Source organism: Escherichia sp. XD33, from assembly GCF_019375075.1.
Lineage (GTDB): Bacteria > Pseudomonadota > Gammaproteobacteria > Enterobacterales > Enterobacteriaceae > Enterobacter > Enterobacter flexneri_A.
This window is the reverse complement of sequence record NZ_JAENDM010000003.1, coordinates 114,248-138,356: the sequence shown is the minus strand read 5'-3', so window position 1 is coordinate 138,356 and position 24,109 is coordinate 114,248. Positions and strand designations below refer to the sequence as shown.

Sequence of the window (24,109 nt, the reverse complement as noted above, 5' to 3'; positions counted from 1 at the left end):
TTTATCTCGCCACAGAGTAAATTTTGCTCATGATTGACAGCGGAGTTTACGCTGTATCAGAAATATTATGGTGATGAACTGTTTTTTTATCCAGTATAATTTGTTGGCATAATTAAGTACGACGAGTAAAATTACATACCTGCCCGCCCAACTCCTTCAGGTAGCGACTCATGAGTAAACCGTTCAAACTGAATTCCGCTTTTAAACCTTCTGGCGATCAGCCAGAGGCGATTCGACGTCTCGAAGAGGGGCTGGAAGATGGCCTGGCGCACCAGACGTTACTTGGCGTGACTGGCTCAGGGAAAACCTTCACCATTGCCAATGTCATTGCTGACCTTCAGCGCCCAACCATGGTACTTGCGCCCAACAAAACGCTGGCGGCCCAGCTGTATGGCGAAATGAAAGAGTTCTTCCCGGAAAACGCGGTGGAATATTTCGTTTCCTACTACGACTACTATCAGCCGGAAGCCTATGTACCGAGTTCCGACACTTTCATTGAGAAAGATGCCTCGGTTAACGAACATATTGAGCAGATGCGTTTGTCCGCCACCAAAGCGATGCTGGAGCGGCGTGATGTGGTTGTGGTGGCGTCTGTTTCCGCGATTTATGGTCTGGGCGATCCTGATTTATATCTCAAGATGATGCTCCATCTCACGGTCGGTATGATTATCGATCAGCGCGCGATTCTGCGCCGACTGGCGGAGCTGCAATACGCTCGTAATGATCAAGCATTCCAGCGTGGTACTTTCCGCGTTCGTGGCGAGGTGATAGATATCTTCCCGGCAGAATCGGATGACATTGCACTTCGCGTGGAACTGTTTGACGAGGAAGTGGAACGATTGTCGTTATTTGACCCGCTGACCGGGCAGATTGTTTCCACTATTCCACGTTTTACCATCTACCCGAAAACGCACTACGTCACACCGCGCGAGCGCATCGTACAGGCGATGGAGGAGATCAAAGAAGAGCTGGCCGCCAGACGCAAAGTGCTGTTGGAAAACAACAAACTGCTGGAAGAGCAGCGGCTGACCCAGCGTACCCAGTTTGATCTGGAGATGATGAACGAGCTGGGCTACTGTTCGGGGATTGAAAACTACTCGCGCTTCCTCTCCGGTCGTGGACCGGGTGAGCCACCGCCGACGCTGTTTGATTACCTGCCTGCCGATGGGCTGCTGGTCGTCGATGAATCTCACGTCACCATTCCACAAATTGGCGGCATGTATCGCGGTGACCGGGCGCGTAAAGAGACACTGGTGGAGTACGGCTTCCGCCTGCCATCAGCGCTGGATAACCGTCCGCTTAAGTTTGAAGAGTTCGAAGCATTAGCGCCGCAAACCATCTATGTTTCGGCGACGCCGGGTAATTACGAGCTGGAAAAATCCGGCGGCGATGTGGTGGATCAGGTGGTGCGTCCAACCGGATTGCTTGACCCGATTATCGAAGTGCGGCCGGTGGCGACACAGGTTGATGATCTTCTTTCGGAGATTCGTCAGCGAGCGGCAATTAACGAACGCGTACTGGTCACCACACTGACCAAGCGGATGGCGGAAGATCTTACCGAATATCTCGAAGAACATGGCGAGCGCGTGCGTTATCTTCACTCAGATATCGACACCGTCGAACGTATGGAGATTATCCGCGACTTGCGTCTGGGTGAGTTCGACGTGCTGGTAGGGATCAACTTACTGCGCGAAGGTCTGGATATGCCGGAAGTGTCGCTGGTGGCGATCCTCGACGCTGACAAAGAAGGCTTCCTGCGTTCCGAACGTTCGTTGATCCAGACCATTGGTCGTGCGGCACGTAACGTTAACGGTAAAGCGATTCTCTACGGCGATAAGATCACCCCATCAATGGCGAAAGCGATTGGCGAAACCGAACGTCGCCGTGAGAAACAGCAGAAGTACAACGAGGAACACGGAATTACGCCGCAAGGCTTGAACAAGAAAGTGGTCGATATCCTGGCGCTGGGGCAGAACATTGCCAAAACCAAAGCGAAGGGCAGAGGAAAATCGCGCCCGATTGTTGAGCCGGATAATGTGCCGATGGATATGTCGCCTAAAGCGTTGCAGCAGAAAATCCATGAGCTGGAAGGGTTGATGATGCAACACGCGCAGAATCTGGAGTTCGAAGAAGCGGCGCAAATTCGTGACCAGTTGCATCAGCTGCGTGAGCTGTTTATCGCGGCATCGTAACAGGATAGCGAAGAAGACTGATGACAAACGGAAAACAGCCTGATGCGCTACGCTTATCAGGCCTACATTTTCTCCGCAATATATTGAATTTGCGCGGTTTGTAGGCCGGATAAGGCGTTCACGCCGCATCCGGCATAAACAACGCGCACTTTGTCTTCAATAGGAAGCCGGAATTTTCCTTCGGATTTCCGTTAACCTAAAGCCTGTAACGCCTTTTCCAGCGCGTTATGTAACAACTGGCGGTCATGACGATACGGAATATCGCTGGCCTCCAGTACCTCCTGGATCACAATCCGCTCTTTCACCGCCGAGACATCCACTTTTGGCCCGACGATGACCGCATCAATGACCTTTTTACCAACATACTGCTCCATAATTGCCAGCTTGCTTTCCAGCTTCAAATTAGCCGCAGGTAAACTCAACTCACGCCCCAGATTGCCGATATAAACCATCGGCGCTGGCGTGCGGCGTAATGCCTGGGCGATTTCCTTCAGCAGCAGAATTGGCATCAGGCTGGTATAAAAACTGCCAGGCCCAATAATGATGAGATCCGCTTCATTGATAGCGTGAACCGCCTCACGCGTTGCGGGTACATTAGGCGTTAACAATAACTCTTGAATCGGCGTAGTTAACTGGTCGATATTGACCTCGCCGTAAACTTCATGTCCCTGATCGTCAATCGCCATCAGATCAACAGGATGCTCTGACATTGGAATCAAATGCGTATCCACTTTCAGCAGATTACGAATTAAATTGATGGCTTCCAGAGGCCGCACGCTAAGGTGATCCAGCGCCTTTAACATCAAGTTTCCGAGATTATGACCGGAAAGTTCGCCATTGCCACCAAAACGGTATTCAAACATCGCGGAGGCGACGCTCGGTTCCGTTATCAGCTGGTTGAGGCAGTTGCGCATATCGCCCCAGGCAATGCCGCCTTCTGAACGGCGAATACGCCCCGTCGAGCCACCATTATCGGTGGTGGTGACGATACCCGTTAAACGAGAACCCAAAGACGAAAGTGATGAGAGAACGCGTCCCAGTCCATGCCCTCCGCCGAGAGCAACGACACGATCAAGATCAGCCAGCGTACGATTGCGCATATAGTTTCCTGGAGTCAGATTATCCGCGCTACAGTAGCGCAAATTGCGGGGAAACAGCAATTAACCTGCCAATATTGAGGATACAAACTATTTTCTTCTACCTCTAAAGGACGATGCACGCTATGCCTCCCTGATGATGTATATCAAAGTAAAACCGCCATTTTCCCTTATTCTGTAGCGAAATAGCACGATCATGACGCTATATACATGATTACATAGCGAAAGTGTGGATGGTAAAAATCTCATTTACACGCTAGTATCGGCATAACCACTAAACACTCTAGCCTCTGCACCTGGGTCAACTGATACGGTGCTTTGGCCGTGACAATGCTCGTAAAGATTGCCACCAGGGCGAAGGAAGAAATGACTTCGCCTCCCGTATCTGGAAAGGTGTACATGGCTTCACAACTGACTGATGCATTTGCGCGTAAGTTTTACTACTTGCGCCTGTCGATTACCGATGTGTGTAACTTTCGTTGCACCTACTGCCTGCCGGATGGCTACAAACCGAGCGGCGTCACCAATAAAGGCTTTCTTACCGTCGATGAAATTCGCCGGGTTACGCGCGCCTTCGCCAGTCTGGGCACCGAAAAAGTGCGCCTGACAGGAGGAGAGCCGTCTTTACGCCGCGACTTTACCGATATCATCGCCGCTGTGCGGGAAAACGACGCTATCCGCCAGATTGCGGTCACAACCAATGGTTACCGTCTGGAACGCGATGTGGCGAGCTGGCGCGATGCGGGACTTACTGGCATTAACGTCAGTGTCGACAGTCTGGACGCCCGCCAGTTTCACGCTATTACCGGGCAGGATAAATTCAACCAGGTCATGGCAGGGATTGATGCTGCATTTGAGGCCGGTTTTGAGAAGGTCAAAGTCAATACCGTGCTGATGCGTGATGTTAATCATCACCAGCTCGACACCTTTCTGAACTGGATCCAGCATCGCCCTATCCAGCTGCGTTTCATCGAACTGATGGAAACGGGCGAGGGCAGCGAGCTCTTCCGTAAGCATCACATCTCTGGTCAGGTTCTGCGTGACGAGCTACTGCGTCGCGGCTGGATCCACCAATTACGTCAACGCAGCGACGGTCCCGCGCAAGTCTTTTGCCATCCAGATTACGCCGGAGAGATTGGCCTTATCATGCCGTATGAAAAAGACTTCTGCGCCACTTGCAACCGCCTGCGCGTTTCCTCCATTGGTAAACTCCATCTCTGCCTGTTTGGTGAAGGCGGCGTTAACCTGCGCGATCTGCTGGAAGACGATACCCAGCAACAGGCGCTGGAAGCGCGTATTTCAGCGGCGCTGCGGGAGAAGAAACAGACCCATTTCCTGCATCAAAACAACACCGGTATTACGCAAAACTTATCGTACATTGGCGGCTAAAACGTCAAAAGGAGAGATCAGATGAGTCAGGTAAGCACTGAATTTATCCCGACCCGTATTGCTATTCTTACGGTTTCTAATCGTCGCGGTGAAGAAGACGATACCTCCGGTCACTATCTGCGCGATTCGGCGCAAGAAGCGGGCCATCACGTTGTCGATAAAGCCATTGTGAAAGAAAACCGCTACGCTATTCGCGCTCAGGTATCTGCGTGGATCGCCAGCGACGATGTACAAGTGGTATTGATTACGGGTGGTACTGGCCTGACGGAAGGTGATCAGGCTCCCGAAGCATTGCTGCCGTTGTTCGACCGTGAAGTTGAAGGTTTTGGTGAAGTGTTCCGGATGTTGTCGTTTGAAGAGATTGGCACTTCCACGTTGCAATCTCGTGCGGTAGCGGGCGTCGCCAACAAAACGCTGATTTTCGCCATGCCGGGTTCGACCAAAGCGTGCCGTACCGCATGGGAAAATATCATCGCGCCGCAGCTGGATGCCCGTACGCGTCCGTGTAATTTCCATCCACATTTGAAGAAATAAGTATGTCGCAACTGACCCATATCAACGCCGCTGGCGAAGCGCACATGGTGGATGTCTCCGCCAAAGCGGAAACCGTGCGTGAAGCGCGGGCGGAAGCCTTTGTCACCATGCGCAGCGAGACGCTGGCGATGATTATTGATGGTCGCCACCACAAAGGCGACGTATTTGCCACTGCGCGTATTGCCGGTATTCAGGCGGCAAAACGCACCTGGGATCTGATCCCGCTCTGTCATCCGCTGATGCTCAGCAAAGTTGAAGTCAATTTACAGGCCGAGCCGGAGCACAATCGGGTGCGTATAGAAACCTTATGCCGCCTGACCGGGAAAACCGGTGTCGAAATGGAAGCATTAACCGCGGCCTCCGTGGCGGCGCTGACCATTTATGACATGTGCAAAGCGGTGCAAAAAGATATGGTGATTGGTCCGGTGCGTTTGCTGGCGAAGAGCGGCGGCAAGTCGGGTGACTTTAAGGTGGAAGCGGATGATTAAAGTTCTTTTTTTCGCCCAGGTGCGCGAGTTGGTGGGAACAGATGCAACCGAAGTGGCTGCGGATTTCCCAACTGTTGAAGCGTTACGCCAGCACATGGCTGCGCAGAGCGATCGCTGGGCGCTGGCGCTGGAAGATGGCAAATTACTGGCTGCCGTCAACCAGACGCTGGTGAGTTTTGACCATCCGCTGACTGACGGCGACGAAGTAGCTTTCTTCCCGCCGGTAACCGGAGGTTAAGATGGCAGAAACCAAAATTGTTGTTGGTCCGCAGCCGTTCAGCGTAGGAGAAGAGTACCCGTGGCTGGCGGAGCGTGACGAAGACGGTGCGGTAGTCACCTTTACTGGTAAGGTGCGCAACCATAACCTGGGCGACAGCGTCAACGCATTAACCCTCGAACACTATCCGGGGATGACTGAAAAAGCACTGGCAGAAATTGTTGATGAAGCGCGTAACCGCTGGCCGCTGGGGCGCGTCACTGTGATTCACCGCATCGGGGAATTATGGCCGGGCGATGAAATCGTTTTTGTCGGTGTCACCAGTGCGCATCGCAGCAGTGCGTTTGAAGCCGGGCAGTTTATTATGGATTATCTCAAAACCCGCGCACCGTTCTGGAAGCGCGAAGCCACGCCGGAAGGCGACCGCTGGGTTGAAGCTCGGGAGAGCGATCAGCAGGCGGCAAAACGCTGGTAGTTTTTTGTTAGCCGGATAAGGCACCGCTGCGTCCGGCAATTTCACCGCTCAGTACATACGTTTACGCTGCGTCGATGCACAGCCTCATCATTTTGCAGTATCCTTAAGATATTCCTTATATCTTCAGGAGATCGTCATGGACAGATTCCCACGTTCTGATTCAATCGTACAACCCCGGGCTGGCTTGCAAACTTATATGGCTCAAGTCTATGGCTGGATGACCGTTGGCTTGTTGCTGACCGCATTTGTTGCCTGGTATGCGGCTAATTCCGCGGCCGTGATGGAGCTGTTGTTCACTAACCGTGTCTTTTTAATCGGTCTGATCATCGCGCAATTAGCATTGGTTATTGTGTTATCAGCGATGATTCAAAAGCTGAGCGCAGGTGTAACGACGATGCTCTTTATGCTTTATTCGGCGCTGACGGGTCTTACGCTTTCCAGTATATTCATTGTCTATACCGCTGCTTCTATCGCCAGTACTTTCGTCGTTACTGCCGGGATGTTCGGCGCAATGAGCCTGTACGGTTACACCACGAAGCGCGATTTAAGTGGCTTTGGCAATATGCTGTTTATGGCGTTAATCGGCATTGTGCTGGCATCGCTGGTCAACTTCTGGTTGAAAAGCGAAGCATTGATGTGGGCAGTTACCTACATCGGCGTGATTGTCTTTGTCGGATTGACGGCGTATGACACGCAGAAACTGAAAAATATGGGTGAGCAGATTGATACCCGCGACACGTCGAACCTGCGCAAATATTCCATTCTTGGCGCGTTAACCTTGTATCTGGACTTCATCAACCTGTTCCTGATGTTGTTGCGGATCTTCGGCAACCGCCGTTAATTCTTTTTCACCATCACTATCCCGGCCATGTGTCGGGATTTTTTTCTTACTAAAAACGACACTTAACAAGTACCAGGTATAAAATATGCCTTATGGACGAGCGGAAGCGTTTTCTGTATCCATAAATGCAAAAGTATTTTGTATGCGTGGTTTTAAATTTATTGATGGTGAATATTAATATTTTTTCTAAGGATAACTAAAAGAATGGAATCATACTCGCAAAACAGCAATAAATTAGATTTTCAGCACGAGGCCAGGATATTAAACGGTATATGGCTCATTACCGCTTTAGGTTTGGTGGCAACCGCAGGACTAGCCTGGGGAGCTAAGTATCTCGAAATTACGGCAACCAAATATGATTCACCACCAATGTATGTCGCCATAGGGTTATTATTACTTTGTATGTATGGCTTAAGTAAGGATATCAACAAGATAAATGCCGCCATCGCGGGCGTAATATATCTGTTTTTACTCTCTTTGGTGGCGATTGTCGTTGCAAGTTTAGTTCCTGTATATGCCATTATCATCGTGTTCAGCACTGCGGGCGCGATGTTTTTAATCAGTATGCTGGCCGGTTTATTATTTAATGTTGATCCTGGTTCTCACCGTTTTATCATTATGATGACGTTGACAGGGTTGGCCCTGGTAATCATCGTGAATGCGGCATTAATGAGTGAACGGCCCATTTGGGTAATAAGTTGCTTAATGATTGTGTTATGGTCAGGCATTATCTCGCATGGACGAAATAAGCTCCTTGAATTGGCGGGGAAATGCCATAGTGAAGAGTTGTGGAGTCCGGTTCGTTGCGCTTTTACAGGTGCATTAACACTCTATTACTATTTTATCGGCTTCTTTGGGATACTTGCCGCGATAGCTATAACGCTTGTCTGGCAAAGGCATACGCGTTTTTTTCATTAGCCGTAAATGCACATACTAAAGAACTTAACTAAACTTCACATCGCCGCTTCATTTTTCGCCCGTAGCTTCTTCGCCTGGCTTTCCAGCAACAGGTAACAGATCAGCGCCAGCAGCAGTGGGATAAAGTAATACAGCACACGGTAAGCGAGTAGGGCGGCGATAATTGTACCTTTGGAGGTATGCTCCCCAGCCAGTAGTGCGATAAACACCGCTTCCAGCACACCGATCCCCGCCGGAATATGCACGATGACGCCAGCAATACTACTAACCAGTAACACGCCCAGTACAAAGAAATAGTTCACGCTTTGACCAAGTAACAGCCAGATAATCGCCCCCATTACCATCCAGTTAACGCTGGAAATCAGCATCTGAGCGAGGGCGAATTTCCATGAAGGCAGCACCAGCTTTTGCCCTTTGATGGTCATATGGCGGTGCTTCGCGAAAGCGCAAAACCACAAATAAACCGCGATAATCATCAGTAAGCCAATGCCGAGAATACGCAGCGTAGTTTGATCGACATACCAGTGATCCGGCAACTCCACCACGCCTGCGGTAAAGATAATCCCTGCCAGTAAAATGTAGCCCAGCCAGTTGGTGGTAATACTGAGCGAGAAAATCCGCGTAATAGTGCTACCGGGCAACCCCAGACGAGAGTACAAACGATAGCGCATACCAATGCCGCCGACCCAGGTACTGAGCGTCAGGTTGAAGGCGTAGCAGATAAACGACACCAGCATCACCTGGCGCTTCGCCAGTTTGTGACCGCAGTAAAAGCGGGCGAGCAGGTCATAGCAGCCGTAAATCAGATAGCTGACGACCACCAGCCCGACCGCACTAAGCAGCGCAACGCGATTGTAGTCGCGGATGACCTTCCAGACCTCTTCCCAGTCCACTTTTTTGGCGTAGACCACCAGCAACACAATCACCGCGATAAAAAACAGCCAGGTGAGGATCTTCTTTGCTAAGCGCCAGCGCGGGTGTGATTTACTCATCAGGGTTTTACCCCCGTGTTTTCAGTTTCTACCCGATCCTGCGTTTCCATTGTCGGTTGTGCGGGCGGATCAACCTGCGCCAGACGTGGCGTGTGTGCCGGAAGCCAGCCAACCAGCGCCGGGAAGTGGCGTAAAAAGTGGAACGCCAGCACGCTTTTGGTCAGGTTCCACCAGGTGCGTTTGGGCAGCATGGTTTCATCCACCTGCTGACAATCTGCGGCAATAATGCCGTTCAGATTATCGCGCAGCGTCTGGTTAAAATGACGATCGTGGATGATGACATTTGCTTCGAGATTCAGTGACAAACTGAGCGGATCGAGATTACTGGACCCTACTGTCGCCCAGTGATCGTCCATCAATGCCACTTTGCCGTGGAGCGGGCGGCGGCGGTACTCAAAAACCTGAACGCCGCCTTTAACCAGATAGTTATACAGCAAGCGCGCACCGACTCTGACAATCGGCATATCCGGTTCGCCCTGAATGATCAGTTTGATCCGCACCCCGCGCCGTGCCGCTTTACGCAAGGCGTGTAAAAATCGATAGCCGGGGAAGAAGTAGGCGTTGGCGATAATCACTTCCCGCCGCGCCTGAGTGAGCATTTTCAAATAATGGCGTTCAATATCATCGCGATGTTCTTCGTTATCGCGCCAGACCAGCAATACCTGCGCTTCTCCCGGCTGGCGGTTCTCTTCCGCTTTGTGATGACGTCGCCACCAGCGTCGTGCCGCGCTCTGTCCAGGCAGGTTTTCCAGCTCAAACTGGAGAATATCTTCGACAATCGGCCCTTCAAGGCGTACCGCGTAATCCTGTTTAGCCTCTGGACCGTAGCTGGACATATGCTCGGCGGAGTAATTCAGCCCGCCAATAAAGGCTATACGCGCGTCGATCACCACAATTTTGCGATGCATCCGGCGAAACACATTGGTGCGCATACCAAAAAGGCGAGGGCGGGGATCGTAGTAGCGGAACACTACGCCAGCTGCCGTCAGTTCATTGACAAACTCATCGCTGAGATCCGGCGAACCGTAGCCATCCAGCAAGACTTCCGCTTTAACCCCGCGTTGCGCTGCTGCCAGTAGTGCCGCATGCAGTTGTTTGCCGACGTCATCCTCAAACCAGATAAACGTTTCAAGAATGATGCGTTCTTGTGCCTCGCCAATCGCCTTAAACACCGCGGGATAATATTGCTCGCCGTTTTCCAGCAACTGGATCTTATTGCCTTCGCGCCAGCTACATTTCATAAATGAATCTCCGCACTTAAAGGGGCATGATCAGAAAGGTGTCGCCATGTCCGCAGCGGCAACGCGGTTGGCGCGCTGGCGCTGGCATTTTTGACGTAGATCCTGTCCAGTCGTAGTAGAGGAAATTGCACCGGAAACGTGCGCGCCGGGCGTCCGTGGGCGCGGGTAAAAATCTCATCCAGTCCGGCCTGCACTTTTAACGGATGATTAGCTTTTTGCCGCCAGTCATTGAAATCACCCGCCACCAATACCGGTTCGCCGTCCGGTAGCTCATTCACCCATTCGGCGAGCATCGCAAGCTGCGCCTGACGGTGCGCCTCACGCAGGCCCAGATGTACGCACATCACATGAATCGCTTTTCCGGTCATCGGCGGCACAATGCGGCAGTAGAGCACGCCGCGCTTTTCCGCACCATCGACCGAAACATCGCGATTCTCATAATGTTCAATGGGATAACGCGACAGTACGGCGTTGCCGTGATGCCCTTCCGGGTATACGGCATTGCGACCGTAGGCAAAATCGCTCCACATAGTGTCGGCGAGAAACTCGTAGTGCGAGGTATCGGGCCAGTTTTCCACATGCAGCGGATGAACTTCGTGCGCGCCCATCACTTCCTGCAGGCAAACAATATCGGCGCTGACGGTACGCACGGCGTCGCGAAGTTCCGGCAAAATGAAGCGTCGGTTAAACGCGGTAAAGCCTTTGTGAATATTGATGGTGAGCACCTTGAACGAAAATTGTTGTGTTTGATCGGGCATAATTTTCCTGTCTTTGCCTCTTATCTCATTGAAATAGTGTAGTCGGCGTCACAAAAAGGTGCGGTCTTACGGAATTTTCCGTAAAGTTCGGTACTCTGAGTAAGTAGAGATAAATTCTTCAGGAGAGAAGCCATGAAGTGGCAACAACGTGTTCGTGTCGCAACGGGTCTAAGTTGCTGGCAGATTATGTTGCATTTACTGGTAGTGGCGCTGCTGGTGGTGGGCTGGATGAGTAAGACTCTGGTTCACGTCGGCGTGGGATTATGCGCACTGTATTGTGTCACGGTAGTGATGATGCTGGTGTTTCAGCGCCACCCCGAGCAACGCTGGCGTGAGGTGGCAGACGTGCTGGAAGAGCTGACCACGACCTGGTATTTTGGCGCAGCGCTGATTGTGCTGTGGCTGTTGTCCCGCGTTCTGGAAAACAACTTTTTGCTGGCAATTGCAGGGCTGGCAATCCTTGCCGGCCCGGCGGTAGTGTCTTTGCTGGCGAAAGATAAGAAGTTACATCACCTTACGTCTAAACATCGCGTACGCCGCTGACCCTGTCGTGGCCGTTATCACCAGTAGCGGCCACAAACTATTCCACACAATATCCAGACTCGCATCCTTCAAATAAATCTGCTTGGTAATGTCCGTAAAGTGGCGAATAGGGTTAATCCACGTCAGGTTTTGCAGCCATACCGGCATGTTTTCCACCGGAGAAACGTAACCGGAAAGGAGAATGGCGGGCATCATAAAGACAAACACGCCGATAAACGCCTGCTGTTGTGTTGAACAGAGTGATGAAATCAACAGACCGAAACCCACCAGCGATAAACCATAAATCACCATCGTAAAGTAGAACAGCGCCAGCGATCCGGCGAAGGGGATTTGATACGCCCAGATACCAATCGCCAGCACAATGGTGGCCTGGAAGGTGGCGACAATTAACGCCGGTACGGCTTTGCCGATGAAGATCTGCCAGGTGGTGAGCGGCGAAACCAGTAGCTGATCGAGCGTACCTTGTTCACGTTCGCGGGCGACGGAAAGTGAAGTGACGATCATTACGCCGATAGTGGTGATCATGGCGATCAGTGACGGCACCACAAACCATTTGTAGTCGAGATTCGGGTTATACCAGTTGCGTACCACCAGCTCGCTGTTGTTAGGTTTCGGTTTTCCTTCCAGCAGCTCCTGCTGATAATTTTTGACGATCTGTTGCAGGTAGTTGGCGGCAATTTGCGCACTGTTGGAGTTACGCCCGTCGAGGATCAACTGCAAAGGCGCGGTCTGGAAGGTATCCAGTTTGCGCGAGAAGTCAGCCGGGAAACGCACCAGTAGTAACGCCTTTTGTGTGTCGATGGTTGGGCGGATCTCCTGTGGGCTTTTCAGCAGCAGCACATGAGTAAAGGCGCTGGCGCGGGCAAAACGTTGGGTCAGCTCCACCGAATGCTCGCCGTTATCTTCATCGTAGATGGCGATGGTGGCGTTAGTCACTTCCAGCGTGGCGGCGAACGGGAACAGGATCACCTGAATTAGCACGGGTAAAATCAGAATCGCGCGGGTTTGCGGTTCGCGCAGCAACGACTGCAACTCTTTGCGGATTAACGTCCATAAGCGATGAAACATGCTCTTCTCCCTAATCCAGCCGACGTTTGGTTTTCAGCCACGTCAGGCCGATAAACATCACCGCCGAAGCGATCAAAAACAGCACGTTTACCACCAGCACCACTGGAATATTCCCGGCGAGGAACAGGCTTTGCAGGGTGCTGACGAAATAACGAGCGGGAATAATGTACGTCACCGCGCGGATCACCGCGGGCATACTGTCGATCTGAAAAATAAAGCCGGAAAGCATAATCGACGGCAGAAAAGCGGCGTTCAGGGCGACCTGAGCGGCATTGAACTGGTTGCGGGTAATCGTGGAAATCAGCAGCCCCATCCCCAGGGTACTGAGTAAAAACAGGCTGGAGATAAAAAACAGAATCAGCAGCGACCCGCGATACGGCACGCCGAGAATAAACACTGACACCAGCATACACAGCAACATCGCCAGCATCCCGAGAAAGTAATAAGGGATCAGCTTACACAGCAGCAGTTCCGTGCGGGTAATCTCCGTAGAGAGCAGAGCCTCCATGGTGCCGCGTTCCCATTCTCGCGCCACCACCAGCGAGGTGAGAATCGCGCCGATGACCGTCATGATAATGGTCACCGCACCGGGGATAATGAAGTGCTGGCTAATCGCCGCCGGGTTAAACCAGTAGCGGGTTTGTACATCAATAAGCGGTTCAAAAGTCTGCCCGTTGTCCTCCGCTCGCTGCATTTGCCAGATCTGCCAGATCCCTTCGACATACCCCTGTACAAAGTTAGCGGTATTCGGCTCACTGCCGTCGGTGATCACCTGAATCGGTGCGGTGGCGTTGGCGCGCTCCATCTGTTCCGCAAAATCCACCGGAATAACCACCAGACCGCGAATTTTCCCCGCCTGCATTTTGGCGATCAGTTCCTGACGGTTATCGCTGATGGTGGCGTCGATGTAGGGCGAACCGGTCATGGTGTGGGTGAAATCCAGCGCCGCTTCGCTACGCTGTTCCAGTAAAATCCCGACCCGCAGCTTGCTGGAGTCGAGGTTAATGCCGTAACCAAAAATAAACAGCAGTAGCAGCGGGATCACTACCGCAATCAGCCAGCTACTCGGATCGCGAACGATCTGCCGCGTCTCTTTAACGCACAGCGCCCGTACGCGACGCCAGGACAGGATCGGGTTACTCATTGCTATGCTCCTTATCCCAGTCGTGGATCAACTGAATAAAGGCTTGCTCCATGGTGGGATCGGGTTGCTCATCGTTAGCCGACTGTGCTTTCAAATCGTCCGGCGTGCCGCTGGCGATTAATTTCCCGCGGTACACCAGGCCGATGCGGTCGCAATATTCCGCTTCATCCATAAAGTGGGTGGTGACCATCACCGTGACGCCTTTCTCTACCATGCTGTTGATGTGCAGCCAAAATTCACGGCGGGTGAGGGGGTCAACGCCGGAAGTCGGTTCGTCGAGAAACAGAATGTCCGGTTCATGCATCAGCGAACAGGCCAGCGCCAGCCGCTGTTTAAAACCTAATGGCAGTTCATCGGTGGCGTGGGAGGCGATACTTTTCAGGCCGAACGCCTCGCTCATGCGGGAGATTTTTTCGTTCTGCGCCCGACCGCGTAAGCCATACACACCAGAGAAAAAGCGTAAATTCTGTTCGACCGTCAGGTTACCGTAGAGCGAAAATTTTTGCGCCATATAGCCGAGATGCTGGCGCGCTTTACCGGAACTCTCTTTCAGATCCATCCCCAGCACCAGCGCCTGGCCGGAAGTCGGCACCAGCAAACCGCACATCATCTTAAAGGTGGTCGATTTACCCGCGCCGTTTGGCCCCAGCAAACCAAAAATCTCCCCACGTTTAACGGCAAAGTTGACGTGATCGGTGGCGGCAAAATCCCCAAATTTCTTGGTCAGTTCTTTCGCTTCGATCACCGTCTCGCCGGGTGTGCCTTCTACCGTATGTAATATTGCGCCCAGCGGCGATTCCGAGGTTCCGGCACCGCCCAGCAAATCAATAAACGCATCTTCAAAACGCGGCGTAGTTTCGTTGATGTTGATTTCCGGCATCCCGTCGGCATGGCGAATATCGTCTGGTGTGGCCTCTTTTTTGAGGATCAGACGTACCGATTTCCCCTGAATCATGCCGTCGCTGACCTGCGGCAGTTTCAAGGCGCGTTGCAACAGTTTGCGGTTGCCCTCGTGTGGACTGGTCATCAGAAAGCTGCGTCCGGCCATGGTTTGTGTCAGGGCTTTTGGTTCTCCCTGATACAGCAACTCGCCTTCGTTCATCAGTAACACGTCACGGCACTGCTCGGCTTCGTCGAGATACGAGGTACTCCAGAGGATTAACATCCCTTCGCCCGCCAGCTCATGCACCATCTGCCACAGTTCGCGCCGTGAGATAGGGTCAACGCCGACGCCGGGTTCATCGAGCAGCAACACTTTCGGTTCGCCCACCAGGGTACAGGCCAGGCCGAGTTTTTGTTTCATCCCACCGGAGAGCTTGCCCGCCAGGCGTCCGGTAAACGGCCCAAGAGACGTAAACTCCAGCAGGCGAGCAAAAGTTTGCTTACGTGCCTCGCCGGTGACGCTGCGCAAATCCGCGTACAGATTGAGGTTCTCCATCACCGTGAGATCTTCATACAGACCAAATTTCTGCGGCATATAACCGAGCACGGCGTGCAGCGCGCCGTCGTTTTTGATCGGACCAAAGCCAATCACCGTGGCACTGCCGCTGTCGGGTTTCAGTAATCCCGCCAACATCCGCATCAGCGTAGTTTTACCTGCACCGTCCGGCCCCACCAACCCCGTCACATAACCGGCGTGAATGGTACAATCGAGCGGCGCGACGGCGGGCTTGTCCATGCCCGGAAAGCGTTTTTCCAGGCCGTTCAGCGTGATAACGGCATCATTCATGTCCTGCCTCGTCACCGAATTGTACCGTCACTGGCATTCCCTGGCGTAACGCATCATCGGCGTCGGTCACCACAATACGCAGGCGATAGACGAGGTCGGTACGCAGATCCGGCGTTTCGACGGTTTTCGGGGTAAATTCAGCAGTCGGCGAAACGAAACCAATCTGCCCGTGATACGGCTTGTCCGGGCGACCATCGGTATAAAGCAGCACTTTGCGCCCCGGCTGGGCCTGGTCAAGATTACGTTCATCAACATAAGCGCGCACCCACACCGGACGCGTTAGTGAAACGGTAAACACCGTGCCACCTTCATTGAGGACCGTGCCTGGCTCCACCGCGCGCGTTAACAGCGTGCCATCAGACGGGGCTATCAACGTTGAGTCCTGTAAATTCAACTCCGCCTGCGCCAGTTGCGCCTGCGCCTGTTCGAGGCTGGCTTTCGCCTGAGCGATGTCCTGTTCACGGTTACCGGAACGGTACTGACGCAATTTATCCTGTGCTGATTTCAGCGTTGCCTGCGCCTGGTCGCGCGAGGAGCGGGCATTTTCCAGGTCATTTGCCGAAATAGTGCGGCTTTTCCACAACCCTTGCTGGCGGTTATAGAAGTTCTGCGCATAGTCATAGGCGGCTTGCGCCTGTTTCACCGCTGCGGCGGCCTGAGCGATTTCTTCATCGCGATACCCGGCAAGCATCAGGTCATACTGCGCCTGTGCCACCGAAACACCCGCTTTCGCCTGCATCAGGGCAATCTCATACGGCTTGTGATCCAGTTCGCCCAGCACCTGGCCCGCTTTGATAGCATCACCTTCGTCCACCGCCAGCGATTCAACGCGCCCCCCAACACGGAAACTAAGATTTACCGTACGAATATCCACGTTGCCATACAGCGTCAGGCCGTTATCCTGGCGGCTTTGATACCACCAGTAGCCTCCGGCAACCACGGCGGCAAGTACCACTACCGCCAATCCGATCACGACAGGTTTTTTCATCACTACAAACTCCTTTGCGATAATCCTTGCAAAATCAGGTCGATATGACAGGTCACCGTCTGGTTGATCAGTTCGGTCTTTTCTTCATCGAACGCGGTCCAGCCGGTACGTAACAGAATTGTTTCTTTGCCAAGACGGAACGCCAGAATCTCACCAATCAACGCATGGGTATGAAGGATCATGCGGGTGTCATTGGCGTCGCAGCCGGTCCAGGCGGCAATCAGGCGTGTCAGGTGGCTGTGTAGCGGACTAATCACCTGTTCGTGCACCAGGTGGTAGGCTGCCGTGGGAGAGAGCTGCTCACGGGAGATAAACTTGCTGAGGTTGACGGTGTCATCCTGGGTGAGCAGCTTAATCATGTTCCTGCAGGCGCGAAGGATCAGTTCACGGATGGCAGCCCGATCAGGCTGTGGTTGCGCGAACAAGCGTTCGGCTTCCTCGGCATGCGGACGGAACTGCTCGCCAATAAAATCGGCAATCCACTGGGCGCAGGCGAGGTACAAATCTTCTTTCGAACCGAAGTAGTAGGTGATGGCAGCGATATTCTGCCCGGCCTGGGCGGCTATCTCGCGAGTGGTGGCGTTCATTCCATATTCACCAAACTGCGCCAGTGCGGCAGCAATCAGCTGTTTTTTCGCCTGTTCACCCTTGATTGTCATGGCAGGATTATTCATCGCACAGTCCATTCTTAATCAAATGATTGATTAAGATTATGACTCCATAGGGGAGTTGTCCAGTATGGCTAAGAATTTTAGCAACGCCAGTCACAGGGATAATTTATGCGCTGCGTCACAAAAACTGCTACACTCCGCTCCCTCATGACATTGTGGTTTTTGTCATTTTCCTTTTCAGTATCTCCCTGAAAACTACACCGGTAACGGTCGGGGCGGTTCGGAGTAGTTATGTCTTTCGATTCTTTGGGTTTAAGCCCTGATATCCTGCGCGCCGTTGCCGAGCAGGGTTACCGTGAACCCACCCCTATTCAGCAGCAGGCGATCCCTGCGGTGCTGGAAGGCCGCGACCTGATGGCTAGCGCCCAGACCGGCACCGGCAAAACAGCGGGCTTTACGCTGCCGCTGTTGCAACACCTGATCACTCGCCAGCCGCACGCCAAAGGGCGTCGTCCGGTACGTGCGCTCATTCTTACCCCGACCCGTGAACTGGCGGCGCAGATTGGCGAAAACGTCCGTGATTACAGCAAATACCTGAACATTCGTTCGCTGGTGGTGTTTGGTGGTGTGAGTATTAACCCGCAGATGATGAAACTGCGTGGCGGCGTTGATGTGCTGGTGGCAACCCCGGGACGTTTGCTGGACCTGGAACATCAGAATGCAGTGAAGCTGGATCAGGTTGAAATCCTCGTCCTCGATGAAGCTGACCGCATGCTCGACATGGGCTTTATCCACGATATCCGTCGCGTGTTAACAAAACTACCTGCGAAGCGCCAGAACCTGTTATTCTCCGCGACCTTCTCTGACGATATTAAAGCCCTGGCGGAAAAACTGTTGCACAACCCGCTGGAAATCGAAGTGGCACGCCGCAATACCGCGTCTGATCAGGTGACCCAGCACGTTCACTTTGTCGATAAGAAACGCAAACGCGAATTGCTGTCGCACATGATTGGGAAAGGGAACTGGCAGCAGGTGCTGGTGTTTACCCGTACCAAACACGGCGCTAACCATCTGGCTGAACAGCTCAATAAAGATGGCATCCGTAGTGCGGCGATCCACGGCAATAAATCGCAAGGTGCGCGTACTCGTGCGCTGGCTGATTTTAAATCGGGCGATATTCGTGTACTGGTGGCAACTGACATCGCTGCGCGCGGCCTGGATATTGAAGAGCTGCCGCACGTCGTCAACTATGAACTGCCAAACGTACCTGAAGATTATGTCCACCGTATCGGGCGTACCGGTCGTGCGGCTGCTACCGGTGAAGCGTTGTCGCTGGTGTGTGTTGATGAACACAAACTGCTGCGTGATATCGAAAAACTGCTGAAAAAAGAGATCCCGCGCATTGCGATTCCGGGCTATGAGCCGGACCCGTCAATCAAAGCCGAACCGATCCAGAACGGTCGCCAGCAACGTGGCGGCGGCGGTCGTGGGCAAGGTGGTGGTCGCGGTCAACAGCAACCACGCCGTGGGGAAGGTGGCGCAAAATCTGCAAGCGCGAAACCTGCAGAAAAACCGTCTCGCCGCCTCGGCGATGCCAAACCGGCAGGCGAACAACAACGTCGCCGCCGTCCGCGTAAACCTGCCGCTGCGCAGTAATCTTTTATGCCGGGCTATGCCCGGCATCAGGCTGATGAACAAACGCAAAACTGCCTGATGCGCTACGCTTATCAGGCCTACGTGAACTCTGCAATATATTGAATTTGCATGCTTTTGTAGGCCGGATAAGGCGTTTACGCCGCATCCGGCATTTCACAACAAGCACTTGTCAGCAATTTGAGAACACGGGAAAAAATTTATCTGTTTTACCGCCCATAAGCCACCGAGACGTTACTTCTCTATAGCCAATTGTTCGCGCAACTCCATTAAAAGGTAGCCCAGTCGATTCTTGCCCTTACCATGACCACCGTCTCCCCAGTAAGCATCGTTTTCCGTATGCTCAACCAGTTTTGCGGGCGCGGTTGCCAGCAAGAGCGCACGCAGTTCTGCATGCTGTTCGAATTTAGCGCGAAGTGCTTTTCGCATCACCTGTTCTTTGACCGACTCCCAGTTTTTACGCAGAGGCTTAGAACGATCGCGCCCCATGCGTGCGGCGACCATAGGGGAAGAAACCCGACGGATCTCTTCGCGGTATTTTTCATCAAGGAATTTTTGTGCCTGAAAATAGTGTTCTGAGGTGGGCCAGGTTTTCCCGTCAACCTTGATGGGCCAGGCGGCAAAGTTAGAAAAATCACCGTAGTCATCGCTGGTGCTGTAGAAATTTATGATGGTGTCTTGCATGACGTGTTGGATCCTTTGTGCTCGAACGGGCATTAAACCGCATTATGTTGGTGGTTATTGCGAGCCGCTTTCCAGAAACAGAAAAACCATTACCCCTGAAAACCGAAAAATGCCACAATATTGGCTGTTTATACAGTATTTCAGGTTTTCTCATGGCATTAACCGCCGCGCTTAAAGCGCAAATTGCCGCCTGGTATAAGGCGCTTCAGGAACAGATCCCCGACTTTATTCCCCGTGCGCCGCAGCGGCAGATGATTGCGGACGTCGCCAAAACGCTGGCCGGAGAAGAAGGGCGACATCTGGCGATTGAAGCCCCCACCGGCGTTGGGAAAACGCTCTCTTATTTGATTCCCGGCATCGCCATTGCCCGCGAAGAGCAAAAAACGCTGGTGGTGAGTACCGCCAACGTGGCATTGCAGGATCAGATTTACAGCAAAGATTTACCGCTGCTGAAAAAGATCATTCCCGATCTTAAATTCACTGCCGCTTTTGGGCGTGGGCGCTACGTTTGTCCGCGTAATCTGACGGCGCTCGCCAGTACTGAACCCACGCAACAGGATCTGCTGGCGTTTCTTGACGACGAACTGACGCCGAACAATCAGGAAGAGCAAAAACGTTGTGCGAAGCTGAAGGGCGATCTCGATACTTATAAATGGGATGGTCTGCGCGATCATACTGATATCGCTATAGATGACGATCTCTGGCGTCGTTTAAGTACCGACAAAGCCAGCTGCCTCAACCGCAATTGTTACTACTATCGTGAATGCCCGTTTTTTGTCGCTCGTCGGGAGATTCAGGAAGCGGAAGTGGTGGTGGCAAACCATGCGCTGGTGATGGCGGCGATGGAAAGCGAAGCGGTATTGCCTGACCCGAAAAATTTACTGCTGGTGCTGGACGAAGGCCATCACCTGCCGGATGTGGCGCGGGATGCGCTTGAGATGAGCGCCGAAATCACCGCGCCGTGGTATCGGCTACAGCTGGACTTGTTCACGAAACTGGTCGCTACCTGCATGGAGCAGTTTCGCCCGAAGACCATCCCACCGCTGGCGATCCCTGAACGTTTGAATGCGCATTGTGAAGAGTTGTATGAGCTTATCGCCTCGTTAAACAACATTCTCAATCTCTACATGCCTGCCGGGCAGGAGGCAGAGCACCGTTTTGCGATGGGCGAACTGCCAGATGAAGTGCTGGAGATCTGCCAGCGGCTGGCAAAACTCACCGAGATGCTGCGTGGCCTGGCGGAGTTATTTCTTAACGATTTAAGTGAGAAAACCGGCAGCCATGACATTGTACGTCTGCATCGGTTGATTTTGCAGATGAACCGCGCGTTGGGGATGTTCGAGGCGCAAAGCAAACTCTGGCGGCTGGCTTCGCTGGCGCAATCTTCCGGTGCACCGGTGACCAAATGGGCGACGCGGGAAGAGCGCGAAGGGCAGCTACACCTCTGGTTTCACTGCGTGGGAATACGTGTCAGCGATCAGCTGGAAAGGCTGCTGTGGCGCAGTATTCCGCACATTATTGTCACCTCCGCAACCTTGCGTTCGCTGAACAGTTTTTCGCGTTTGCAGGAGATGAGTGGTCTGAAAGAGAAAGCGGGCGACCGTTTTGTGGCGCTGGATTCCCCCTTTAACCACTGCGAACAGGGCAAAATTGTTATTCCCCGGATGCGCGTTGAGCCTTCCATCGACAACGAAGAGCAGCATATTGCCGAAATGGCGGCCTTTTTCCGTAAGCAGGTGGAGAGCAAAAAACATCTCGGTATGTTGGTACTGTTTGCCAGCGGACGGGCGATGCAGCGCTTTCTCGACTATGTGACGGATTTACGTCTGATGTTGCTGGTTCAGGGCGATCAGCCGCGTTACCGTTTAGTTGAACTGCACCGCAAACGCGTCGCCAACGGTGAGCGCAGCGTGCTGGTGGGCTTACAGTCATTTGCCGAAGGGCTTGATTTGAAAGGTGATCTGCTCAGCCAGGTGCATATCCACAAAATCGCTTTTCCGCCCATCGACAGCCCGGTGGTGATCACCGAAGGGGAATGGCTGAAAAGCCTCAACCGCTATCCGTTTGAGGTGCAAAGCCTGCCGAGCGCCTCGTTTAACCTGATTCAGCAGGTTGGGCGACTGATTCGAAGCCACGGTTGCTGGGGCGAAGTGGTTATCTACGACAAACGCTTGCTGACCAAAAATTATGGCAAGCGACTACTGGATGCATTACCGGTATTTCCGATAGAGCAACCGGAAGTCCCTGAAGGTATAGTTAAAAAGAAAGAAAAAACGAAATCCCCACGCCGTCGGCGGCGTTAATGATGTGAGTCAGGTAAGGAGTCGTAAATGGACTATCGCAAAATCATTAAAGAGATCGGGCGCGGGAAAAACCACGCGCGCGATTTAGACCGGGATACTGCGCGCGGTCTGTATGCTCATATGCTCAATGGTGAAGTCCCTGACCTTGAGTTGGGCGGCGTATTGATTGCGCTGCGTATCAAAGGAGAAGGGGAAGCAGAGATGCTCGGCTTTTACGAAGCCATGCAAAATCACACCATCAAGCTGACGCCGCCAGCAGGCAAGCCGATGCCGATTGTCATCCCCAGTTACAACGGCGCGCGTAAACAGGCCAACCTGACGCCGTTGTTGGCGATTCTCCTGCACAAACTCGGTTTTCCTGTGGTGGTTCACGGGGTTAGCGAAGATCCAACCCGCGTGCTGACTGAAACCATTTTTGAATTGATGGGTATTACGCCAACGTTGCACGGCGGGCAGGCGCAGGCGAAGCTCGACGAACATCAACCGGTGTTTATGCCAGTCGGCGCGTTTTGCCCGCCGCTGGAAAAACAACTGGCGATGCGCTGGCGGATGGGCGTGCGTAACAGTGCACATACCCTGGCGAAACTGGCGACGCCATTTGCCGAAGGTGAGGCGCTGCGTCTTTCCAGCGTTTCGCATCCGGAATACATTGGACGCGTCGCGAAGTTCTTTAGCGATATCGGCGGGCGGGCGCTACTAATGCATGGTACTGAAGGTGAAGTGTATGCTAATCCGCAGCGCTGCCCGCAGATCAATCTCATTGACCGTGAAGGGATGCGGGTGCTGTATGAAAAACAGGACACTGCTGGTAGCGAGTTACTGCCACAAGCAAAAGATCCGGAAACCACGGCGCAGTGGATTGAGCGTTGCCTTGCTGGCAGCGAACCGATTCCCGAATCGCTGAAAATCCAGATGGCTTGCTGCCTGGTGGCTACGGGTGAAGCGGCAACTATCAGCGACGGCCTGGCGCGCGTTAATCAGGCATTTTAATTCTTTTCTCAGCCGGATGAGCCATGTCATCCGGCTTTTACCCCACCGCAATATGAAATTCCTGCATCTTTATTGACCTTCCCACGCCCGGCGTGCAGCATAAAAATACAACAAACACATAACATAAACAGGAGTTAACCATGGAAAGTGGTCATCGCTTTGATGCTCAGACGCTGCACAGTTTTATTCAGGCTGTATTTCGTCAGATGGGTAGCGAGGAACAAGAAGCGAAATTAGTTGCCGATCATTTAATCGCGGCAAACCTGGCAGGGCATGATTCACATGGTATTGGCATGATCCCAAGCTATGTACGCTCCTGGAGTCAGGGGCACCTGCAAATTAACCATCATGCCAAAACCGTTAAAGAGGCGGGGGCGGCGGTCACGCTCGATGGCGATCGCGCATTTGGTCAGGTCGCGGCACATGAAGCGATGGCGCTGGGGATTGAGAAAGCGCATCAGCACGGTATTGCCGCCGTGGCGCTACATAACTCGCATCATATCGGCCGTATCGGTTACTGGGCGGAGCAGTGTGCAGCGGCGGGGTTTGTCTCTATCCACTTTGTTAGCGTGGTCGGTATTCCAATGGTCGCGCCGTTCCACGGTCGCGACAGCCGCTTTGGCACCAATCCGTTCTGTGTGGTTTTCCCTCGTAAAGATAATTTCCCGCTGTTGCTTGATTACGCCACCAGCGCCATTGCATTTGGCAAAACCCGCGTCGCCTGGCATAAAGGCGTCCCCGTGCCGCCAGGTTGCCTGATTGACGTTAACGGCGTGCCGACGACCAATCCGGCGGTAATGCAGGAGTCGCCGTTGGGTTCGCTGTTGACCTTTGCCGAACATAAAGGCTACGCCCTTGCAGCGATGTGTGAAATTCTTGGCGGGGCGCTTTCCGGCGGTAAAACGACGCATCAGGAAACGTTACAAACCAGTCCCGATGCCATTCTTAACTGCATGACCACTATCATCATCAACCCGGAACTCTTCGGCGCGCCGGATTGTAACGCGCAGACCGAAGCCTTTGCCGAGTGGGTGAAAGCCTCGCCGCATGATGATGATAAGCCGATTTTGCTACCGGGCGAGTGGGAAGTGAACACGCGTCGCGAACGGCAGAAGCAGGGGATTCCACTGGATGCGGGAAGCTGGCAGGCCATTTGTGATGCAGCGCGGCAGATTGGTATGCCGGAAGAGACGTTGCAGGCTTTCTGTCAGCAGTTAGCCAGCTAAAAAAAAGCCCGTCCAGTGGCGGACGGGC

At 53.0% G+C, this 24,109-nt stretch carries 23 protein-coding genes, 1 pseudogene and 1 riboswitch; of the genes and pseudogenes, 13 read left to right on the top strand and 11 right to left on the bottom strand.

The genetic code is table 11. From position 1 onward, the window contains the following. The first annotated feature begins 170 nt into the window (after positions 1–170). Positions 171–2,192 carry an excinuclease ABC subunit UvrB gene (uvrB, locus tag K0778_RS03530; RefSeq protein WP_000042533.1) on the top strand — a complete coding sequence of 674 codons (2,022 nt, stop codon included), beginning with the start codon at positions 171–173 and terminating at the stop codon, positions 2,190–2,192. A 36-nt stretch (positions 2,193–2,228) separates the two neighbouring features. Here the strand turns inward: uvrB and K0778_RS28530 are convergent. Beyond that, positions 2,229–2,326: pseudogene (locus K0778_RS28530) on the bottom strand (hypothetical protein); the annotation flags it as partial. 57 nt (positions 2,327–2,383) lie between these two features. Further along, positions 2,384–3,292: a uridine diphosphate-N-acetylglucosamine-binding protein YvcK gene (gene yvcK / locus K0778_RS03525; protein ID WP_001295302.1), complete on the bottom strand. Its 909-nt coding sequence runs from the start codon at positions 3,290–3,292 to the stop codon at positions 2,384–2,386. A gap of 264 nt (positions 3,293–3,556) precedes the next feature. Beyond that, positions 3,557–3,701, top strand: a riboswitch (molybdenum cofactor riboswitch). Here yvcK and moaA point away from each other — a divergent pair. From moaA to K0778_RS03490, 7 genes are all read left to right on the top strand, one after another. Beyond that, complete coding sequence (moaA, locus tag K0778_RS03520; RefSeq protein WP_001340186.1) at positions 3,689–4,678, top strand: GTP 3',8-cyclase MoaA; 990 nt, start codon at positions 3,689–3,691, stop codon at positions 4,676–4,678. It overlaps the preceding riboswitch by 13 nt. 21 nt (positions 4,679–4,699) lie before the next feature. Beyond that, on the top strand, positions 4,700–5,212 hold the full coding sequence (gene moaB, locus K0778_RS03515) for a molybdenum cofactor biosynthesis protein B (protein ID WP_000084639.1): 513 nt from the start codon (positions 4,700–4,702) through the stop codon (positions 5,210–5,212). A gap of 2 nt (positions 5,213–5,214) precedes the next feature. Beyond that, on the top strand, positions 5,215–5,700 hold the full coding sequence (gene moaC / locus K0778_RS03510) for a cyclic pyranopterin monophosphate synthase MoaC (RefSeq protein ID WP_000080885.1): 486 nt from the start codon (positions 5,215–5,217) through the stop codon (positions 5,698–5,700). Continuing rightward, positions 5,693–5,938, top strand: a complete 246-nt coding sequence (gene moaD, locus K0778_RS03505) for a molybdopterin synthase sulfur carrier subunit (RefSeq protein ID WP_000598619.1) — start codon at positions 5,693–5,695, stop codon at positions 5,936–5,938. Before moaC ends, moaD begins: the two co-directional genes overlap by 8 nt. A gap of 1 nt (position 5,939) precedes the next feature. Continuing rightward, positions 5,940–6,392: a molybdopterin synthase catalytic subunit MoaE gene (gene moaE, locus K0778_RS03500; protein WP_000852296.1), complete on the top strand. Its 453-nt coding sequence runs from the start codon at positions 5,940–5,942 to the stop codon at positions 6,390–6,392. A gap of 136 nt (positions 6,393–6,528) precedes the next feature. Further along, positions 6,529–7,233, top strand: a complete 705-nt coding sequence (locus K0778_RS03495) for a Bax inhibitor-1/YccA family protein (protein ID WP_000373624.1) — start codon at positions 6,529–6,531, stop codon at positions 7,231–7,233. A gap of 204 nt (positions 7,234–7,437) precedes the next feature. Continuing rightward, positions 7,438–8,151, top strand: coding sequence for a Bax inhibitor-1/YccA family protein (locus K0778_RS03490; protein ID WP_000446917.1), 714 nt, complete (start codon positions 7,438–7,440; stop codon positions 8,149–8,151). A 35-nt stretch (positions 8,152–8,186) separates the two neighbouring features. Here the strand turns inward: K0778_RS03490 and K0778_RS03485 are convergent, their stop codons facing one another. From K0778_RS03485 to K0778_RS03475, 3 genes are read right to left on the bottom strand one after another with little or no spacing between them, the layout of a single operon-like run. Then, positions 8,187–9,143, bottom strand: coding sequence for a YbhN family protein (locus tag K0778_RS03485; protein WP_000045450.1), 957 nt, complete (start codon positions 9,141–9,143; stop codon positions 8,187–8,189). Then, positions 9,143–10,384, bottom strand: a complete 1,242-nt coding sequence (gene clsB / locus K0778_RS03480; protein WP_000650337.1) for a cardiolipin synthase ClsB — start codon at positions 10,382–10,384, stop codon at positions 9,143–9,145. The genes K0778_RS03485 and clsB overlap by 1 nt, the downstream gene beginning before the upstream one ends. Then, complete coding sequence (locus K0778_RS03475) at positions 10,381–11,142, bottom strand: endonuclease/exonuclease/phosphatase family protein (protein ID WP_001113348.1); 762 nt, start codon at positions 11,140–11,142, stop codon at positions 10,381–10,383. The genes clsB and K0778_RS03475 overlap by 4 nt, the downstream gene beginning before the upstream one ends. A gap of 132 nt (positions 11,143–11,274) precedes the next feature. On the opposite strand from K0778_RS03475, the gene K0778_RS03470 reads away from it, so the two are divergent. Continuing rightward, entirely contained in the window at positions 11,275–11,685 is a 411-nt protein-coding gene (locus K0778_RS03470) for a YbhQ family protein (RefSeq protein ID WP_000871982.1), read from the top strand. On the opposite strand, the gene K0778_RS03465 is transcribed toward K0778_RS03470, so the two are convergent. From K0778_RS03465 to cecR, 5 genes are read right to left on the bottom strand one after another with little or no spacing between them, the layout of a single operon-like run. After that, the gene (locus K0778_RS03465; RefSeq protein WP_000469031.1) at positions 11,647–12,753 is read right to left on the bottom strand and encodes an ABC transporter permease; all 1,107 of its coding nucleotides are present in this window, start codon (positions 12,751–12,753) and stop codon (positions 11,647–11,649) included. The two genes, K0778_RS03470 and K0778_RS03465, sit on opposite strands and share 39 nt — an antisense overlap. A gap of 10 nt (positions 12,754–12,763) precedes the next feature. Continuing rightward, positions 12,764–13,897: an ABC transporter permease gene (locus K0778_RS03460; RefSeq protein ID WP_000070131.1), complete on the bottom strand. Its 1,134-nt coding sequence runs from the start codon at positions 13,895–13,897 to the stop codon at positions 12,764–12,766. Then, on the bottom strand, positions 13,890–15,626 hold the full coding sequence (locus tag K0778_RS03455; RefSeq protein ID WP_001459597.1) for an ATP-binding cassette domain-containing protein: 1,737 nt from the start codon (positions 15,624–15,626) through the stop codon (positions 13,890–13,892). The genes K0778_RS03460 and K0778_RS03455 overlap by 8 nt, the downstream gene beginning before the upstream one ends. Then, the gene (gene hlyD / locus K0778_RS03450) at positions 15,619–16,614 is read right to left on the bottom strand and encodes a secretion protein HlyD (protein WP_000743444.1); all 996 of its coding nucleotides are present in this window, start codon (positions 16,612–16,614) and stop codon (positions 15,619–15,621) included. Before hlyD ends, K0778_RS03455 begins: the two co-directional genes overlap by 8 nt. A gap of 2 nt (positions 16,615–16,616) precedes the next feature. Continuing rightward, on the bottom strand, positions 16,617–17,288 hold the full coding sequence (gene cecR / locus K0778_RS03445) for a DNA-binding transcriptional regulator CecR (RefSeq protein ID WP_001296991.1): 672 nt from the start codon (positions 17,286–17,288) through the stop codon (positions 16,617–16,619). A 228-nt stretch (positions 17,289–17,516) separates the two neighbouring features. On the opposite strand from cecR, the gene rhlE reads away from it, so the two are divergent. Next, complete coding sequence (rhlE, locus tag K0778_RS03440) at positions 17,517–18,881, top strand: ATP-dependent RNA helicase RhlE (RefSeq protein ID WP_000007101.1); 1,365 nt, start codon at positions 17,517–17,519, stop codon at positions 18,879–18,881. 231 nt (positions 18,882–19,112) lie between these two features. On the opposite strand, the gene ybiA is transcribed toward rhlE, so the two are convergent. Further along, positions 19,113–19,595 (bottom strand): N-glycosidase YbiA, encoded by a 483-nt coding sequence (ybiA, locus tag K0778_RS03435; protein WP_001145126.1) that lies wholly within the window; start codon positions 19,593–19,595, stop codon positions 19,113–19,115. A 119-nt stretch (positions 19,596–19,714) separates the two neighbouring features. On the opposite strand from ybiA, the gene dinG reads away from it, so the two are divergent. The 3 genes from dinG to hcxB all read left to right on the top strand — a co-directional run bounded on the left by dinG (position 19,715) and on the right by hcxB (position 24,081). After that, positions 19,715–21,865: an ATP-dependent DNA helicase DinG gene (dinG, locus tag K0778_RS03430; RefSeq protein ID WP_001340191.1), complete on the top strand. Its 2,151-nt coding sequence runs from the start codon at positions 19,715–19,717 to the stop codon at positions 21,863–21,865. 27 nt (positions 21,866–21,892) lie between these two features. After that, on the top strand, positions 21,893–22,855 hold the full coding sequence (gene ybiB / locus K0778_RS03425; protein WP_000386551.1) for a DNA-binding protein YbiB: 963 nt from the start codon (positions 21,893–21,895) through the stop codon (positions 22,853–22,855). A gap of 140 nt (positions 22,856–22,995) precedes the next feature. Then, on the top strand, positions 22,996–24,081 hold the full coding sequence (hcxB, locus tag K0778_RS03420) for a hydroxycarboxylate dehydrogenase HcXB (RefSeq protein WP_000443530.1): 1,086 nt from the start codon (positions 22,996–22,998) through the stop codon (positions 24,079–24,081). The last annotated feature ends 28 nt before the right edge of the window (positions 24,082–24,109 follow it).

What these genes read in the sequence shown, in the direction of transcription:
- uvrB (WP_000042533.1), top strand. Translation starts at nt 171, where the DNA reads ATGAGTAAACCGTTCAAACTGAATTCCGCTTTTAAACCTTCTGGCGAT.
- yvcK (WP_001295302.1), bottom strand. Translation starts at nt 3,292, where the DNA reads ATGCGCAATCGTACGCTGGCTGATCTTGATCGTGTCGTTGCTCTCGGC.
- moaA (WP_001340186.1), top strand. Translation starts at nt 3,689, where the DNA reads ATGGCTTCACAACTGACTGATGCATTTGCGCGTAAGTTTTACTACTTG.
- moaB (WP_000084639.1), top strand. Translation starts at nt 4,700, where the DNA reads ATGAGTCAGGTAAGCACTGAATTTATCCCGACCCGTATTGCTATTCTT.
- moaC (WP_000080885.1), top strand. Translation starts at nt 5,215, where the DNA reads ATGTCGCAACTGACCCATATCAACGCCGCTGGCGAAGCGCACATGGTG.
- moaD (WP_000598619.1), top strand. Translation starts at nt 5,693, where the DNA reads ATGATTAAAGTTCTTTTTTTCGCCCAGGTGCGCGAGTTGGTGGGAACA.
- moaE (WP_000852296.1), top strand. Translation starts at nt 5,940, where the DNA reads ATGGCAGAAACCAAAATTGTTGTTGGTCCGCAGCCGTTCAGCGTAGGA.
- K0778_RS03495 (WP_000373624.1), top strand. Translation starts at nt 6,529, where the DNA reads ATGGACAGATTCCCACGTTCTGATTCAATCGTACAACCCCGGGCTGGC.
- K0778_RS03490 (WP_000446917.1), top strand. Translation starts at nt 7,438, where the DNA reads ATGGAATCATACTCGCAAAACAGCAATAAATTAGATTTTCAGCACGAG.
- K0778_RS03485 (WP_000045450.1), bottom strand. Translation starts at nt 9,143, where the DNA reads ATGAGTAAATCACACCCGCGCTGGCGCTTAGCAAAGAAGATCCTCACC.
- clsB (WP_000650337.1), bottom strand. Translation starts at nt 10,384, where the DNA reads ATGAAATGTAGCTGGCGCGAAGGCAATAAGATCCAGTTGCTGGAAAAC.
- K0778_RS03475 (WP_001113348.1), bottom strand. Translation starts at nt 11,142, where the DNA reads ATGCCCGATCAAACACAACAATTTTCGTTCAAGGTGCTCACCATCAAT.
- K0778_RS03470 (WP_000871982.1), top strand. Translation starts at nt 11,275, where the DNA reads ATGAAGTGGCAACAACGTGTTCGTGTCGCAACGGGTCTAAGTTGCTGG.
- K0778_RS03465 (WP_000469031.1), bottom strand. Translation starts at nt 12,753, where the DNA reads ATGTTTCATCGCTTATGGACGTTAATCCGCAAAGAGTTGCAGTCGTTG.
- K0778_RS03460 (WP_000070131.1), bottom strand. Translation starts at nt 13,897, where the DNA reads ATGAGTAACCCGATCCTGTCCTGGCGTCGCGTACGGGCGCTGTGCGTT.
- K0778_RS03455 (WP_001459597.1), bottom strand. Translation starts at nt 15,626, where the DNA reads ATGAATGATGCCGTTATCACGCTGAACGGCCTGGAAAAACGCTTTCCG.
- hlyD (WP_000743444.1), bottom strand. Translation starts at nt 16,614, where the DNA reads ATGAAAAAACCTGTCGTGATCGGATTGGCGGTAGTGGTACTTGCCGCC.
- cecR (WP_001296991.1), bottom strand. Translation starts at nt 17,288, where the DNA reads ATGAATAATCCTGCCATGACAATCAAGGGTGAACAGGCGAAAAAACAG.
- rhlE (WP_000007101.1), top strand. Translation starts at nt 17,517, where the DNA reads ATGTCTTTCGATTCTTTGGGTTTAAGCCCTGATATCCTGCGCGCCGTT.
- ybiA (WP_001145126.1), bottom strand. Translation starts at nt 19,595, where the DNA reads ATGCCCGTTCGAGCACAAAGGATCCAACACGTCATGCAAGACACCATC.
- dinG (WP_001340191.1), top strand. Translation starts at nt 19,715, where the DNA reads ATGGCATTAACCGCCGCGCTTAAAGCGCAAATTGCCGCCTGGTATAAG.
- ybiB (WP_000386551.1), top strand. Translation starts at nt 21,893, where the DNA reads ATGGACTATCGCAAAATCATTAAAGAGATCGGGCGCGGGAAAAACCAC.
- hcxB (WP_000443530.1), top strand. Translation starts at nt 22,996, where the DNA reads ATGGAAAGTGGTCATCGCTTTGATGCTCAGACGCTGCACAGTTTTATT.